At 45.4% G+C, this 14,413-nt stretch carries 15 protein-coding genes and 1 other annotated feature; of the genes, 14 read left to right on the forward strand and 1 reads right to left on the reverse strand.

The features are described from left to right. Window positions 1-16 precede the first annotated feature (16 nt). The 11 genes from radA (at window position 17) to IGJ01_RS00160 (ending at window position 9,764) form a co-directional block, all read left to right on the forward strand. Window positions 17-1,387 carry a DNA repair protein RadA gene (gene radA, locus IGJ01_RS00110; protein WP_005226394.1) on the forward strand — a complete coding sequence of 457 codons (1,371 nt, stop codon included), beginning with the start codon at window positions 17-19 and terminating at the stop codon, window positions 1,385-1,387. A 163-nt stretch (window positions 1,388-1,550) separates the two neighbouring features. Continuing rightward, the gene (locus IGJ01_RS00115; protein ID WP_005232908.1) at window positions 1,551-2,690 is read left to right on the forward strand and encodes a PIN/TRAM domain-containing protein; all 1,140 of its coding nucleotides are present in this window, start codon (window positions 1,551-1,553) and stop codon (window positions 2,688-2,690) included. A gap of 169 nt (window positions 2,691-2,859) precedes the next feature. Beyond that, a complete protein-coding gene (gltX, locus tag IGJ01_RS00120) occupies window positions 2,860-4,317 on the forward strand; it encodes a glutamate--tRNA ligase (RefSeq protein ID WP_005232907.1) in 1,458 nt (485 codons plus the stop codon). After that, window positions 4,314-4,512 (forward strand) — a binding site (T-box leader). Its footprint overlaps the gene before it by 4 nt. A 65-nt stretch (window positions 4,513-4,577) precedes the next feature. After that, window positions 4,578-5,114, forward strand: a complete 537-nt coding sequence (gene epsC, locus IGJ01_RS00125; RefSeq protein ID WP_034872105.1) for a serine O-acetyltransferase EpsC — start codon at window positions 4,578-4,580, stop codon at window positions 5,112-5,114. Further along, window positions 5,107-6,519 carry a cysteine--tRNA ligase gene (gene cysS, locus IGJ01_RS00130; protein WP_005232905.1) on the forward strand — a complete coding sequence of 471 codons (1,413 nt, stop codon included), beginning with the start codon at window positions 5,107-5,109 and terminating at the stop codon, window positions 6,517-6,519. The genes epsC and cysS overlap by 8 nt, the downstream gene beginning before the upstream one ends. Continuing rightward, window positions 6,516-6,938 (forward strand): Mini-ribonuclease 3, encoded by a 423-nt coding sequence (locus IGJ01_RS00135; protein ID WP_005232904.1) that lies wholly within the window; start codon window positions 6,516-6,518, stop codon window positions 6,936-6,938. Before cysS ends, IGJ01_RS00135 begins: the two co-directional genes overlap by 4 nt. Next, entirely contained in the window at window positions 6,904-7,743 is an 840-nt protein-coding gene (rlmB, locus tag IGJ01_RS00140; protein ID WP_005232903.1) for a 23S rRNA (guanosine(2251)-2'-O)-methyltransferase RlmB, read from the forward strand. Before IGJ01_RS00135 ends, rlmB begins: the two co-directional genes overlap by 35 nt. Then, complete coding sequence (locus IGJ01_RS00145; protein ID WP_005232902.1) at window positions 7,740-8,258, forward strand: NYN domain-containing protein; 519 nt, start codon at window positions 7,740-7,742, stop codon at window positions 8,256-8,258. Before rlmB ends, IGJ01_RS00145 begins: the two co-directional genes overlap by 4 nt. Before the next feature lie 95 nt (window positions 8,259-8,353). Then, window positions 8,354-8,917 carry a sigma-70 family RNA polymerase sigma factor gene (locus IGJ01_RS00150; RefSeq protein WP_005232901.1) on the forward strand — a complete coding sequence of 188 codons (564 nt, stop codon included), beginning with the start codon at window positions 8,354-8,356 and terminating at the stop codon, window positions 8,915-8,917. 87 nt (window positions 8,918-9,004) lie between these two features. Then, window positions 9,005-9,250 (forward strand): Veg family protein, encoded by a 246-nt coding sequence (locus IGJ01_RS00155; protein WP_005226417.1) that lies wholly within the window; start codon window positions 9,005-9,007, stop codon window positions 9,248-9,250. Between the two features lie 61 nt (window positions 9,251-9,311). After that, entirely contained in the window at window positions 9,312-9,764 is a 453-nt protein-coding gene (locus tag IGJ01_RS00160) for a GNAT family N-acetyltransferase (RefSeq protein WP_016611661.1), read from the forward strand. 96 nt (window positions 9,765-9,860) lie between these two features. Here IGJ01_RS00160 and mscL read toward each other — a convergent pair whose 3' ends face one another. After that, a complete protein-coding gene (gene mscL, locus IGJ01_RS00165; RefSeq protein ID WP_005232898.1) occupies window positions 9,861-10,307 on the reverse strand; it encodes a large conductance mechanosensitive channel protein MscL in 447 nt (148 codons plus the stop codon). Between the two features lie 161 nt (window positions 10,308-10,468). Here mscL and yfmF point away from each other — a divergent pair, with 161 nt between their 5' ends. The 3 genes from yfmF to IGJ01_RS00180 all read left to right on the forward strand — a co-directional run bounded on the left by yfmF (window position 10,469) and on the right by IGJ01_RS00180 (window position 14,395). Continuing rightward, on the forward strand, window positions 10,469-11,737 hold the full coding sequence (yfmF, locus tag IGJ01_RS00170; protein WP_016611660.1) for an EF-P 5-aminopentanol modification-associated protein YfmF: 1,269 nt from the start codon (window positions 10,469-10,471) through the stop codon (window positions 11,735-11,737). Further along, window positions 11,730-13,028, forward strand: a complete 1,299-nt coding sequence (gene yfmH, locus IGJ01_RS00175) for an EF-P 5-aminopentanol modification-associated protein YfmH (RefSeq protein WP_005232896.1) — start codon at window positions 11,730-11,732, stop codon at window positions 13,026-13,028. Before yfmF ends, yfmH begins: the two co-directional genes overlap by 8 nt. A gap of 464 nt (window positions 13,029-13,492) precedes the next feature. Next, on the forward strand, window positions 13,493-14,395 hold the full coding sequence (locus tag IGJ01_RS00180) for a helix-turn-helix domain-containing protein (RefSeq protein ID WP_005232895.1): 903 nt from the start codon (window positions 13,493-13,495) through the stop codon (window positions 14,393-14,395). Window positions 14,396-14,413: the final 18 nt, after the last annotated feature.

Genomic DNA, 14,413 nt, shown 5'->3' on the forward strand with positions numbered 1-14,413 from the left:
GTAGTGGAGGAGATCAATGGCAAAAAAAGCAAAAAGTCAATTTGTCTGTCAAAATTGCGGGTATAGTTCCCCTAAATATTTAGGAAAATGCCCCAATTGCGGCAGCTGGAATTCAATGGTAGAAGAAGTGATCCAAGAAACCGCTGATCGTCGTGTACGTACGACATTGACGGGGCAAAAGATGCAGCCGACGAAAATTGCCGATGTCGTACCGAAAAAAGAACCGCGGGTCCAAACGAAACTCGCTGAGTTGAATCGCGTCTTAGGCGGCGGCGTGGTCCCAGGTTCCTTAATTTTGATCGGTGGGGATCCCGGGATCGGAAAATCGACGCTGCTCTTGCAAGTTTCCCAGCAATTAGCAGCGATCGGCGGAACGGTCTTGTATGTGTCAGGAGAAGAAAGTGCCGAGCAGATCAAAATGCGGGCGCAGCGCTTAGGCGCCATCGACACGGAATTTTATCTCTATGGGGAAACGGACATGTCAGAGATCAGTAAAGCGATCGAAAACATCCGCCCAGATTATGTGATCATCGATTCGATCCAAACCATGACCCAACCGGATATCACCAGTGTGGCAGGCAGTGTCAGCCAAGTGCGAGAAACGACCGCAGAATTGCTGAAAATCGCTAAAACCAATGGCATCGCCATCTTTATCGTTGGCCACGTGACGAAGGAAGGCTCGATCGCAGGACCGCGGATGCTGGAGCACATGGTGGATACCGTCTTGTATTTCGAAGGCGAAAAGCACCACAGCTTTCGGATTTTGCGGGCCGTCAAAAACCGCTTTGGGTCCACTAATGAGATCGGGATTTTTGAAATGGAAGAAGGCGGGTTGAAAGAAGTCGCTAATCCGTCACAAGTCTTTTTGGAAGAACGCTTAGAAGGCGCAACCGGATCGGCGATCGTAGTGGCAATGGAAGGCAGTCGGCCAATCTTGGTGGAGATCCAAGCACTGGTCACGCCAACGATGTTCGGCAATGCCAAACGCACGACGACGGGGCTAGACTTCAACCGGGTCTCGCTGATCATGGCGGTTTTAGAAAAACGGGCAGGTTTGCTGCTGCAAAATCAAGATGCCTACTTAAAAGCAGCCGGCGGGGTCAAATTAAATGAACCCGCGATCGATCTAGCAATCGCTGTTAGTATCGCCTCCAGCTATAAAGAAAAAGGCACCAGCCCGACGGAGTGTTTTATCGGTGAAATTGGCTTGACGGGTGAGATTCGCCGAGTCAATGCGATCGAACAACGGGTCAAAGAGGTGCAGAAACTGGGCTTTACAAAAGTTTATTTGCCTAAAAACAATCTGACTGGTTGGCAGCCGCCAAAAGGCATCGAAGTCGAAGGCGTGTCTACCTTAGCCGAAACCTTACGGAAAGTCTTCCGTTAAAGTGGAGTCACTGCAAGAGCAAGGGGCAATCTCCCTTCCTCTTGCCCTGACGCTGCTGGTTCATTCATTGAACCAACCGACAGCCGCTGACTGGTGGAAGGAGTCAGTTTGGCAGCACGGATTTTTGAACAAAAGAAACCTACTGGAGTATGGAGGAACATGTATGCAGAAACGAGTCATTACCGCACTAATGGTACTTGCCGGAGCAAGTCTAGGGATCTCACTGATGCCCATCGCATGGCAAGCCATTGGGCAAACCCAAAATGAATGGCTGAATAATAACATCACTAATAGTTTGCTTGGAGCCCTTATTTTCTTTTTATTATCTTTACTATTAGCGAAATATATTGCAGCCGGTATTCGCAAAATTGAAGAAAAACTAAGTGAATTGAGCTTAACCTATCTCTTGTTTGGCGCAATTGGTTCGATCATCGGTCTGATGATTGGTGTGATCGTGTCGATTCCTTTTTACAATTGGGATATTCCTTTTATCAACGGGATCGCCCCAATTTTAGTGATGGTCCTGTTAGGGTATCTCGGTTTTCAGATCGGGACGACACGGATCGATGAATGGAAAAAAGTCTTTGCCCCGAAAAACAAAAAGGCAGAGCCTCAAGAGCAAGATGAACAGCAGATGCTAGAAAGAAAAATTGCGGACCATTTCCACAAATACAAAATTTTGGATACCAGCGTGATCATTGATGGCCGGATCTATGATATTGCCAAAACCGGCTTTTTGGAAGGCGTCCTGCTGATCCCGAATTTCGTTTTGTATGAATTGCAATACATCGCAGATTCTGGCGATAGTTTGAAACGGGTCCGGGGCCGTCGCGGCTTGGATATTTTGAATGCTTTGCAAAAAGAAGAAGGCATCGCAGTTGAGATGTACGAAGGCGATTTTGAAGACATTTCCGAAGTCGACAGCAAGCTGATCAAGTTAGCGAAATTGCTGGATGGTGTCGTTGTGACTAATGACTACAATTTAAACAAAGTTTCTGAATTTCAAAATGTGCCGGTCTTGAATATCAATGCGTTGGCCAATGCGGTCAAACCAGTGGTGATTCCAGGAGAAAGCATGCACGTCTTAGTAGTGAAAGCTGGCACGGAGCGGCAGCAAGGGGTCGCTTATCTAGATGACGGGACGATGGTCGTGGTGGAAGATGGCCAGCATTACATGAACGAACACATCGAAGTGATCGTCACCAGCGCCTTGCAAACGGCAGCTGGGCGGATGATTTTTGCCAAACCAGCCCATTCTGGTCGCGGCATCGACAACAAAGAAGGATCAAAATCAGAGAAATAATCCTCGGCAGCTGGCGTAAAATATGCCAGCTGCCTTTACTAATTGGGTTATTGATTGTACAATTCAACTTGAGGGTTCTGTTTTTTACGCGGGTCTTTCCCACTAAACTGAACAATAAGCCCCAAGCAGCTTGGCTGGCTTGGAAATCAGATGAAGGAAGAGGAAAACAATGACAAAAGTACGTGTACGTTACGCGCCAAGTCCAACAGGACATTTACACATCGGGAATGCTCGGACGGCTTTATTCAATTATTTGTTTGCTCGTCACAATGACGGTGAATTTATTATCCGAATCGAAGACACCGATCAAAAAAGAAACATTGAAGATGGTGAAAAAAGCCAGCTTGAAAACTTGCAATGGTTAGGGATGGATTGGGACGAATCACCTGAAAATCCAGGGGAATATGGGCCGTATCGTCAATCAGAACGCGGCGATATCTACCAACCACTGATCGATCAATTGCTCGCAAGCAATCGTGCGTATAAGTGTTATTGTACGGAAGAAGAGTTGGAAGCCGAACGCGAAGGCCAAAGAACGCGCGGCGAAATGCCTCATTATGCAGGGAAATGTGCCAACTTAACACCGGAAGAGCAAGCCGAAAAAGAAGCACAAGGCTTGAAACCAGTGATTCGTTTCCGTGTCTCTCGCAATACTGAATACAAATTCCATGACATGGTCAAAGGCGAGATCGTTTTTGAATCAGATAATGTCGGTGGCGATTTTGTCATCCAAAAACGTGATGGCATGCCGACCTACAACTTTGCAGTAGCAGTCGATGACCATCATATGAAAATCACCCATGTGTTGCGTGGAGATGACCACATCGCCAACACACCAAAACAGTTGATGATCTATGAAGCATTTGGCTGGCAAGCACCGGAATTCGGTCACATGACATTGATCATCAATAGCGAAACTGGGAAAAAATTAAGCAAACGGGACGAATCGATTCTGCAATTCATCGAGCAATACCGTGAATTGGGCTATTTGCCAGATGCTATGTTCAATTTTATTGCACTTTTAGGCTGGTCACCAGTTGGGGAGGAAGAAATTTTCTCTCAAGAAGAATTGATCAAAATCTTTGATCCTGAACGGTTGAGCAAATCACCAGCTGCCTTCGATGCCAAGAAATTGGAATGGGTCAATAACCAATACATGAAACAAATGGATTTGGATGAATTGACGGCAATGTGCGTTCCTTACTTGGTAAAAGCTGGCCGCATCGAAGAAACATTGACCGAAGAAAAAGCTGCTTGGTTGAAAAAAATCGTATCCTTGTATCAACCACAAATGAGTTTTGCGGCTCAAATCGTCGATCTTTCGGAATTGTTCTTCGAAGAACATCCTGAATTAGATGATGCAGCCAAAGAAGTCTTGGCAGGGGAAACCGTACCGACGGTTTTAACAGCCTTTAAAGAAAAATTGCTGGCGATGCCAGTCGTTGAAGCTGCAGCAGTCAAAGCAGCTATCAAGGAGATCCAAAAAGAAACAGGCATCAAAGGCAAGAATTTATTCATGCCGATCCGAGTGGCAGTCTCAGGCCAAACCCATGGACCAGAACTACCGGATACCGTTGAATTATTAGGGAAAGAAAAAGCCCTTGATCATTTGAATAACGTGTTATAAACACAGCGAATAGACGAAGTACTAGCCGATTTTTTTCAGAGAGGCCACGGAAGGTGAGAGTGGTCAAAAAAGGCTAGGAAATGCACCTAGGAGTGGCTTTGGCGCAAGTCAAAGACGAAGCAGCGGACGTTACCCGCTTGAAGGCAGTGCCGAACTGCGAACAAAAGTGGGACCACGCAAAAAAGCGTCTTTTGAATAAGGAAACTTATTTGAAAGACGCTTTTTTCGTATCAAGAAGTTTGGATAAAGCAGGTGAGAAGATGACTTGGTTCAAAAAAGCAATTGCGGCAACAAAAAAACACGATCCGTCGGTGCGATCAACGTTGGAGATCATCATCACGTATCCGGGATTCCATGCCTTATTTTGGCATCGTTGGGCGCACTTTTTGTTTCAGCATCGCTGGTATTTTTTGGCAAAACTGACGGCCCAGTTTTGGCGTTTCTTGACCGGGATCGAGATTCATCCTGGTGCCCAGATCGGCCAAGGGGTCTTTATCGATCATGGGATGGGGGTCGTGATTGGGGAAACGGCGATCATTGAAGATGATGTCGTCTTGTTTCACGGAGTCACCCTGGGGGGAACCGGCAAAGAGCGGGGCAAGCGTCATCCCACGGTTAAAACCGGTGCGTTTCTCTCAGCCCATGCGCAGATCTTAGGTCCTGTCACGATCGGTGAATATGCAAAGATCGGCGCCAATGCAGTGGTTTTGAAGGATATCCCCGCAGAAGCAACTGCTGTCGGCATCCCGGCAAAGATCGTTCGAATCAAAGGAAAGAAGGTTACCCACGATGATTAAAATCTATAATACGCTGACACGAGAAAAAGAAGTGTTTCAGCCATTGGAAGAAAAGAAAGTAAAAATGTATGTTTGCGGACCCACCGTCTATAACTATATCCATATCGGGAATGGCCGCAGTACTGTTTCATTTGATACCGTACGTCGTTATTTCGAATACCGCGGCTATACAGTGGACTATTTGATGAATTTTACCGATGTCGATGATAAAATCATTCGTGCAGCAAAAGAATTAGGTACGACGGCCCCAGAAGTGGCAGAGCGTTTTATCAACGCCTTCAATGAAGATACTGCAGCGCTGAATGTCAAACCTGCTACGATGAATCCTCGTGTGATGGATCATATTGAAGACATCATTGCCTTTATTGCTGCTCTTGTAGAAAAAGGCTATGCCTATCCAGTCAATGGCGATGTTTATTACCGTACCCGTAAATTTGCTCACTATGGGCAATTAAGCGACCAATCCATCGACGAGCTGGAAGTCGGCGCAAGCCAGCGAACCGGTGAAGAACAAAAAATCAAGGAAGATCCGTTGGATTTTGCTTTGTGGAAAGCGGCAAAAGGCGATGAGATCGCTTGGGAATCTCCTTGGGGAGCCGGCCGTCCCGGCTGGCATATCGAATGCTCAGTGATGGCGACCAAACACCTAGGCGAGACCATCGATATTCATGGAGGCGGACAAGACTTGACCTTCCCTCATCATGAAAATGAGATCGCCCAAAGCGAGGCAAAAACCGGCAAGACCTTTGCCAACTATTGGATGCATAATGGCTATGTGACGATCGGTGAAGACGAAGAAAAAATGAGTAAGTCGCTGGGCAACTTCGTCACGGTGCATGAGATGGTCAAAAAAGTTGATCCACAGGTGCTGCGTTTCTTTTTGGCAACGACTCAGTACCGCCGACCAATCAAATACAGCGAGACTACCTTGCATGAAGCACAAACCAATCTGCAAAAATTGCGTACGACCTATGAAAATGCCAAATTCCGCTTGAATAGCAGTCACTATCAAGCCAGCGATGAGGAAGTCAATGCACCGGTTCTGGAAGAATTTGAAGAACGTTTCATCAAAGAAATGGACGATGATTTCAACGCGGCTAATGGGATCACAGTGGTCTATGAATTGGCGAAGTGGCTGAACTTAGCTAGCGAAGACCCAGAAACAGACTTGGCTTTATTAACCGCTGGATTAGCCAAGTTCAGCGAATGGCTGACGATTTTCGGGATTTATTTTGTATCAGAAGAATTGCTAGATGAAGAAATCGAACAGCTGATTAATGAACGAATCGCCGCCCGCAAAGCCAAAGATTTTGCCCGCAGCGACCAAATCCGTGATGAGTTGAAAGAACAAGGGATCATCTTAGAAGATACCCCGCAAGGAACCCGATGGAGACGAGAAGTATGAGAGATTATAAACAATTGAATGGTTTGGCATTGGCCTATGTGGGGGATGCGGTCTATGAAGTCTATATTCGCGATTATTTAGTCGCCCAAGGCCAAACCCGACCAAACCAACTGCACCATATGGCGACCCACTATGTATCTGCCAAAGCCCAAGCGGCGTTGATCCAAAAGATGTTGGATGAAGAGATCCTGACCGAAGAAGAACATGATTTTTATCGCCGCGGCCGTAATAGTAAAAGTCATACGGGTGCCAAAAATGCCGATGTCACGACGTATCGCATCGCTACTGGCTTTGAATCGTTGATCGGGTATTTGCACCTCACGCAGCAAAAAGAACGCTTAGACGAGCTGGTAGACTGGTGTATAAAGAAAGTAGGAGAAGAAGATGCGAGAAAAACCGCAAAGAAAGCGTCCAAATAAAAAAACAGCTGGCCAATCAGAAGCCAGAAAAGAAAATAGACCGGATCGCCGCAAAGAAGCCGAGGGAGAAGCCATCGAAGATAATTTTGTCTTTGGCTATCATGCGGTTGCTGAAGCCTTGAAAGAAGGGCGAGGCAACAAGCTGTTTCTTTCTGAAGAGGCAAGGGGAGAAAAGATCGATCGTCTGAAAGAAATGGCACGGGAACAGGCAGTTCCTGTCAAATGGGTGCCAAAACAAAAGCTGGATACGATGAGTGACCAAGGGGTCCATCAAGGCATGATCTTGGCGATCACCCCTTACCAGTATTTGACCTTGGATGAATTGTTGGCCCAAACGAAAGAACAGCCGCTGTATCTGATTTTAGATAATCTAGAAGATCCCCATAATTTCGGCTCCATCATGCGAACCGCTGATGCCAGCGGCGTAGACGGGATCATCATTCCGAAACACCGTGCGGTGGGGATCACGCCGATCGTGGTGAAAACATCGACCGGCGCAGTGGAACATATCCCTGTGGCTCGAGTGACCAACTTGACCCAAGCAGTCCAGCAGCTGAAAAAAGCTGGTTTTTGGATCTTCGGTACTGATATGAGTGGCAGTGATTACCGTACATGGAATGCCCAAGGGGCGGTCGGTTTGATCATCGGTAACGAAGGTCGCGGCATGGGGGAAGGTTTGAAAAAAGAAGTGGATCAAATGCTGACGATCCCAATGACCGGGCACGTGCAGAGCTTGAACGCCAGTGTGGCGGCAGGCTTGTTGATGTATCAGGCCTTTACTAGCCGAAATGGGGCATCCCAATGAAAACCCCTTTGCTGATCGTGGATGGCTACAATATGATTGGCGCTTGGCCGGAGCTGGTTCTTTTGAAAAATCAGGACCGTTTAGAAGATGCGAGAGAAGCTTTGCTGAACCGGCTATCGAATTATGCAAAATATGAAGGCTTGAGAATCATCGTTGTTTTTGATGCCCAACTGGTGCCTGGTGTGACACAAAGTTACACCAAATATCAGCTGGAAGTTATTTTTACCGAAGAAGGAGAGACCGCCGATAGCTACATTGAACGAATCGCTGGTGAATTAAACAATCGATTGACGCAAGTCACCGTCGCTACCAGCGATTTAGCCGAACAGTGGGTGATCTTCTCTCAAGGTGCCTTACGAACTTCGGCACGGGAATTGTACAAAAGCGTGGAAAAAACGGAAAAAGACATCCACGAGCATCAAACCGATTTGCGGTTTGAAAATTTCCGGCGCAATTCCCCTTGGTCACCGGAACAATTAGCTGAACTTGAAAAGAAATTGCGCGACCTTAGTTAGGGACAAAGTTGGTCTGGTAAATTAGAAGATGTCCCAGCCATTTATGATACGCTCCTTTTGTAGCAAATGAAGCAAAAACAAAAGGAGTGATATCGATGCGCAGGGAAGAAGGACAAGTATCACACCCTTCTGATAGATTTGAAGAGTTGTTCAGAAAATATCGACCGATCGTTGAGATTTTGCATAAAAAATATTATCTGCGGGATTATGACTTAGATGATTGGCTGCAAGAAGGCCGGATCGTTTTTAATAAGTGTCTAAAGACTTACGATCAGGACAAAGGAACGACGCTGGGTATCTTGTTTAAGCGATCCTTTGAAAACCGTATCTGCAGCTTGTTGCGGGCGCAGCATGCCCAAAAACGCAAAGCCCAAGTCGATGCCTGCTCGCTGGAAGAAAAGCTTTCACAGGAAGGCAATCGGTTTTTGACCGATCATAATCGCTGTGCGGAAACTGCAGAGACCTATTTGTTTGTTAATGAATCGTTGGTAGAGTATCCGAAAAGTTTATCGTCTTTAGAAAGAATGGTTATAATGAATTATTTAAAAGGATTAGAACTTGATCAGATTGCCGCGCAAGAAAAGCTGTCTTACGAAAAAATAAAAAGCGCTTTCAGTCGCGGTAGGACAAAATTGATAGCGCTTATCAAAGACGTTTAACAAAAATCTTATTGAAAGTAGAATTATTTTATGGTAAACTTGAAATTTTCTGCATTTCGTGGTATAATGATGCTCGAGGTGAATGCGATGCCAACAACTTTAGCTACAATCAAGAAAGATTTAGAAGGCCGTATCGGTAGTGAGATTATGCTAGTTGCTCAGACTGGACGTAAGCGTCAAACTGAACGTCGCGGCGTTTTGACAGAAACTTATCCTTCAGTTTTTGTTGTAGATTTGGATCCAAACGAGAATTCATTCGAGCGGGTTTCTTATAGTTATTCAGATATTTTAACCAGAACTGTTGAGATTGAATTTTTATCGGAAGCTGTTTGAAACAAGAAGAGTTGACAATTTGTTGACTCTTTTTTGGTTCAACAAGATAAGGAGTGATGGGATGGCGTTTTTTCTAAAAGAGTTAGGGGAAATGACTGGGGTGGAGTTTTATCAACTTGCCCGTTTGCGCACGGCAGTTTTTGTGGTGGAACAAGCGTGTGCGTATCAGGAGATCGATGCGATCGATGCACAGGCCAAACATTTATGGGCCCTTGATGAGGACGGGCAGGTCGTTTCGTATGCCCGTATTTTCCAGCAGGAACAAACGGTGCATTTTGGTCGGGTCATTGTGGCACCGGCATACCGGGGGCAAAAAGAAGGCCATCGTCTGATCAAAGAAGTTTTGCATCGCATTGAGCAGTGTTATCCGGCTTTGCCTATTGAGATCGAAGCACAAGCCCACTTAGAAAAATTCTACGGCCAGTATGGCTTTAAAACCATTACACCGCCTTTTTATGAAGACGGGATCCTGCATGTCGGGATGAAAAAAGAAGCAAGCACAGCGACTCTCTAGAGAGGTTCGCCGTGCTTGCTTCTTTTAGCGCTATGATTGATGGATCGGATGAATCCGAATTGCTTCTTTTGTCCTTAATGACAAAGAGCCGGTTTCTTATCTGATCGTATCGTCCAATGATGTTGGACGTGGATCAACGGTGTTGGCAGTAGGCGTTTGCGCTTTTAAAAGATCACGAATCTCTTCTAAATAATCCTCTGCAGTGATTTCTGGTACTTCGTCTTCCTCAGGTTGTTGTTTCAGATTGCGTAATTTGTTCACTGCTTTGACAATCAAGAACAAGACAAATGCGGTAATCAAGAACGTAATAATGGCAGTGATGACGCGGCCAAAATCAAAGACTACATTTTTGGCGGGTTCAAAGACCAAGCCAGAAAAGGCATCGGCGTTACCGAAGAGTGATAAGATCCATGAAACCAATGGTGTCAGCAATCCTTCAACTAAACTAGTGACGATTGCGGTGAAGGCACTCCCGATTACGACCCCGATCGCCAAGTCAATGACGTTTCCTCGTAAAATAAATTCTTTAAATTCTTTAATCATCCTGTATCCTCCCTTCTAAATCTTACTGACAGTATAGCGAAAAATGCAAGATTTATAAAAAAAAACGCTCGCTGCAGCAGGTTTGATCAATGAGCCAAGGAGAAAGTTTGTCAGCTATGCTATAATTGAAGAGATAATTTTGCTTCTAGAAGGGGTGTCACATGTCTATTGAATTAAAAAAAGGTGTTCGGTTAACGGTGCTGCCGACCAAAAAGTATAAAACGATCCGTTTTTTCGTTCGGTTCACTGCACCATTGCAGGCCGAAATGACCGCCAAACGGACTTTATTGACTAGTTTATTAGAAACGACTAGTTTGGCTTATCCGACGCAGACCGCATTTAGCAGTCAACTGGCGGAGCTTTACGGTGCCAGCTTCGGAATGAATGTCAACAAACGGGGCAATCTGCATCAAATCAATGCAGCGATGTCCTTTGTCAACGGGAAGTATGTGTCAGATGAAGCAGTCTTGCCGCAAGCAGCCGCTTTTTTAGCAGAAGTTTTGTTCCATCCGAATGCCCACGAGGAGCAATTTGAGGAAAAGAACTTTACCATCGAAAAGCACAACTTGATCGCCTATATGAACAGCGTGGCAGAAGATAAGCAAGCATTGGCTTCTTTAGGGCTGCAAGAGTTGTATTTCGAAAACGATCAGAATCAGAAGTATCCGAGCTTTGGCCGTCCCCAAGACTTAGAAGCTGTGACCGCAAAAGAGCTTTACCAAACCTATCGCTCAATGATGGACAATGACCAAATCGATCTTTTTGTGATCGGCGATGTGGTTGAAGCAGAAGTCGCGGAGATTTTCCAGAACATGGCCTTTACCGATCGGCCAGACCAAGCAATACCGGTCTTTTATCAGCAAGCGGCGGAAAATATCATTCGCGAGAAAATCTTGCGGGAACCAATCATTCAAGCCAAATTGAACTTAGGCTATCATACTGGCGTGTATTATGACCAAGCCGAGCGGATCGCCTTTATGGTCTTCAACGGGTTGTTTGGCGGATTCCCTCATTCAAAACTGTTTATGAATGTCCGAGAGAAAGAAAGTTTGGCTTATTATGCTTCCAGCAGTATCGATACGTTTCGCGGGTACTTGTCGGTCCAAACAGGAATCGACGGCAAAAACCGCAACAAGGTCTTCAAATTGATCGAACAACAGCTGCAAAGCTTGCAGCGTGGCGAAGTCACAGCGGAAGAACTGGCACAAACAAAAGCGATGTTGAAAAACCAGTACTTGCTTTCGTTGGATAACCCACAAGCACTGATCGAAACAGCCTATCTGAATCAGTGGGTACCGAATACGAAAATGACGGAAGATGAATTTATGCAGAAATTGGCTCAAGTGACCGTAGCAGATGTCCAAGCATTGGCCAAAAACGTGTCCTTGCAAGCTGTATTCTTCCTGGATAAGGAGACGACCCATGAATAAAAAAGTCTATCAGCAAATCAATGAGACCCTTTATGAAGAAGTATTGCCAAACGGCTTGAAAGTTTATTTGCTGCCAAAAGCCGATTTCCATAAAACTTACGGACTTTTCAGTACGAACTATGGCTCTGTCGACAATCATTTCGGGTTTTCACCCGAAGCATTGCATCAAGTTCCAGATGGCATTGCCCATTTTCTAGAGCACAAACTGTTTGAAAAAGAAGACGGCGATGTCTTTCAAACCTTTGGTCAGCAGGGGGCTTCTGCCAATGCCTTTACCAGTTTCACGAAAACCAGCTACCTTTTTTCGGCAACCGATCAAATCAAGCTGAACCTTGAAACGTTGATCGATTTCGTTCAAGCCCCGTATTTCACAGAAGAAACCGTCGAAAAAGAAAAAGGGATCATTGGCCAAGAAATCCAAATGTATGATGACGATCCGAACTGGCAGCAGTTTTTCGGCATCATCAAAAATTTGTATCCGAAGCACCCCCTGCATATCGATATCGCTGGTACGGTGGAAAGCATTGCGCAGATCACCGCAGAAGACTTGTATCTTTGCTACAATACCTTCTATCACCCAAGCAACATGACACTTTTTGTGGTAGGCAACATCGATCCGGAAGAAACGATGGCGTGGATTCGGACCAATCAAGCGGCCAAGACCTTTCCAGAAACGCAAGCGATCATTCGCCAGTTTCCTGAAGAAACCTTTGCCGATATTCAAGCAGAATCAAGCCTTACCATGCCAGTGACACGTGCTAAAGGCGTGTTAGGGATCAAAGGGGACTTGAACAAACTGCCGGAATCAGGAAGAGAGCTCTTACGCTTCAAAAATGCGTTGAACCTTTTCTGCCAATTGGTTTTGGGCAATACTTCCGCCAATTATTTGCGTCTGTATGATCAAGGCATCATCGATGACACGTTTGGATTTGAAGTGAACTTGGATCGCGGCTTTTACTTTGCCGATTTCTCGGGGGATTCTGAAGAGCCAAAAGAAATGTTGGCAGAGATCGAAGCGATCTTAATGAATTTCCAGCACGACCCAGAGATTAATGAAGAAAACTTGACGTTATTGAAGAAGAAAATGCTAGGGAAATATTTCCAATCACTGAACTCATTGGAGTTTATTGCAAACCAGTTTACCCAAAGCTTATTCGGTGAAACGACGCTCTTTGATCTACCGGAGGTGATCCAATCGATCACTTTAGAAGATGTTCAGCAAGCGGCTCGTTCCTTTATCGATCCTAAAGCGTTTAGCCGTTTTTACATGTATCCAACGGAAAAAGCCTAAGCGAAGGCTGGTTTTGTCAAACAGCTGTCATTTAAGCGACACTGAATGATTCAAGGAGGAAGGCCCAACAGCTCAAGGGCTGCCCACCTCCTAGATCATTCAGTGTTTTCTTTTTGCGTCAAAGGGTGGTTTTTTCTTGCATTTTGATGCCAATTTGGCGAAAAGTATTAAAATTTGTTTGCGAGTTGTGGTTAGGCTATCCTCAGACTTTTTCTTTTATGGTATTCTTTAATTATTGAAGCAAAATCTTTTTTTGTTTTTTTGCAAAAAATCACGGAAAAGATGTTATATTTAGTAGACGGCGCGCCCAGATGGAAATCGGCGTGACGGAGTTTTTTTTATTGACTGATACAGGGAACCCCTGTTTTAAAATGATAGAGCAGCTTTGCTGACCTTACGACAAGCAGCGAAGCGATTTTAGGGCTTTTTTTAAAGATGAATAAAAGACTGGAGTAGATGATCGAGTGGCCAACGAAACAACGATTGGAGCAAAATTACGGCAAGCCCGTTTAGATAAGAACATTTCATTGATTGAATTACAACAAATGACAAAGATCCAAAAACGCTATTTAGAAGCAATTGAAGCGGAGCGTTTTGATCAATTGCCAGGCACTTTTTATGTCCGCGCGTTTATTCGCCAATATGCAGCAGCGGTTGGAGAAGACGGCGACAAATTGGTGGCCGTTTTTGATGGCAAAGATACGTTAGACGCTCCCTTACCAAAAAGACCGCAGCCTGAAACCGTCAGCGGCTCACGAAAAGCACAGCACGTAGAAGAAAAAAGCGGCTCATTTGTCGTCCGCTATTTGCCGATGATTCTATTAGGCCTGGTGGCCATTACGATCGTGAGTATCGTGGGCTACATGGCTTGGCAAGACCGTAATACAACACCGATGATCCAAGGGAGTTCTTCTCTCGTGGTAGAAAATTCGGCGTCTACAGCTTCCACCACGACAAGTACGGAAGAAACCAGTACTTCGAGTGAAGCGACGGAGTCATCAAGTACGACGGAATCCAGCGAAGCGAAAATGACGATGACTGCCAGTGATTCGACGCAATCGTCGATCACGATCACGATGAAAGATGCGGAAAACCCTATTGAATTGGCATTTACTGGGCTAGATGCTTCTTGTTGGGTCGGTGTACAAGTTGACAACGCTTATGTGTACCAATACACTCTACAAGCGGGGGAAACGCAATCGATGACGCTGCCAGAAGGCGCCACGAATGCAACTTTGACCCTGGGAGCAAGCCAAAATATCTCCATCAAGGCCAATGGACAGGAAGTGGACTTTTCTGATCCGCAATTTGAATTGTTACAAAAGACGGTCCGTCTCGTGATTGAATACCAAGACGATGCGGCATAAATCTGACAAATGCGCCTT

This window comes from Enterococcus sp. AZ089, from assembly GCF_050547225.1.
Taxonomy (GTDB): Bacteria; Bacillota; Bacilli; order Lactobacillales; family Enterococcaceae; genus Enterococcus_D; species Enterococcus_D entomosocium.

Excerpts from the sequence above, each read along its gene's own strand:
- IGJ01_RS00155 (WP_005226417.1), top strand. The coding sequence starts at position 9,005 with ATGCCAACAACTTTAGCTACAATCAAGAAAGATTTAGAAGGCCGTATC.
- rlmB (WP_005232903.1), top strand. The coding sequence starts at position 6,904 with ATGCGAGAAAAACCGCAAAGAAAGCGTCCAAATAAAAAAACAGCTGGC.
- yfmH (WP_005232896.1), top strand. The coding sequence starts at position 11,730 with ATGAATAAAAAAGTCTATCAGCAAATCAATGAGACCCTTTATGAAGAA.
- cysS (WP_005232905.1), top strand. The coding sequence starts at position 5,107 with ATGATTAAAATCTATAATACGCTGACACGAGAAAAAGAAGTGTTTCAG.
- gltX (WP_005232907.1), top strand. The coding sequence starts at position 2,860 with ATGACAAAAGTACGTGTACGTTACGCGCCAAGTCCAACAGGACATTTA.
- radA (WP_005226394.1), top strand. The coding sequence starts at position 17 with ATGGCAAAAAAAGCAAAAAGTCAATTTGTCTGTCAAAATTGCGGGTAT.
- mscL (WP_005232898.1), bottom strand. The coding sequence starts at position 10,307 with ATGATTAAAGAATTTAAAGAATTTATTTTACGAGGAAACGTCATTGAC.
- yfmF (WP_016611660.1), top strand. The coding sequence starts at position 10,469 with ATGTCTATTGAATTAAAAAAAGGTGTTCGGTTAACGGTGCTGCCGACC.
- IGJ01_RS00145 (WP_005232902.1), top strand. The coding sequence starts at position 7,740 with ATGAAAACCCCTTTGCTGATCGTGGATGGCTACAATATGATTGGCGCT.
- IGJ01_RS00150 (WP_005232901.1), top strand. The coding sequence starts at position 8,354 with ATGCGCAGGGAAGAAGGACAAGTATCACACCCTTCTGATAGATTTGAA.
- IGJ01_RS00135 (WP_005232904.1), top strand. The coding sequence starts at position 6,516 with ATGAGAGATTATAAACAATTGAATGGTTTGGCATTGGCCTATGTGGGG.
- IGJ01_RS00160 (WP_016611661.1), top strand. The coding sequence starts at position 9,312 with ATGGCGTTTTTTCTAAAAGAGTTAGGGGAAATGACTGGGGTGGAGTTT.
- IGJ01_RS00115 (WP_005232908.1), top strand. The coding sequence starts at position 1,551 with ATGCAGAAACGAGTCATTACCGCACTAATGGTACTTGCCGGAGCAAGT.
- epsC (WP_034872105.1), top strand. The coding sequence starts at position 4,578 with ATGACTTGGTTCAAAAAAGCAATTGCGGCAACAAAAAAACACGATCCG.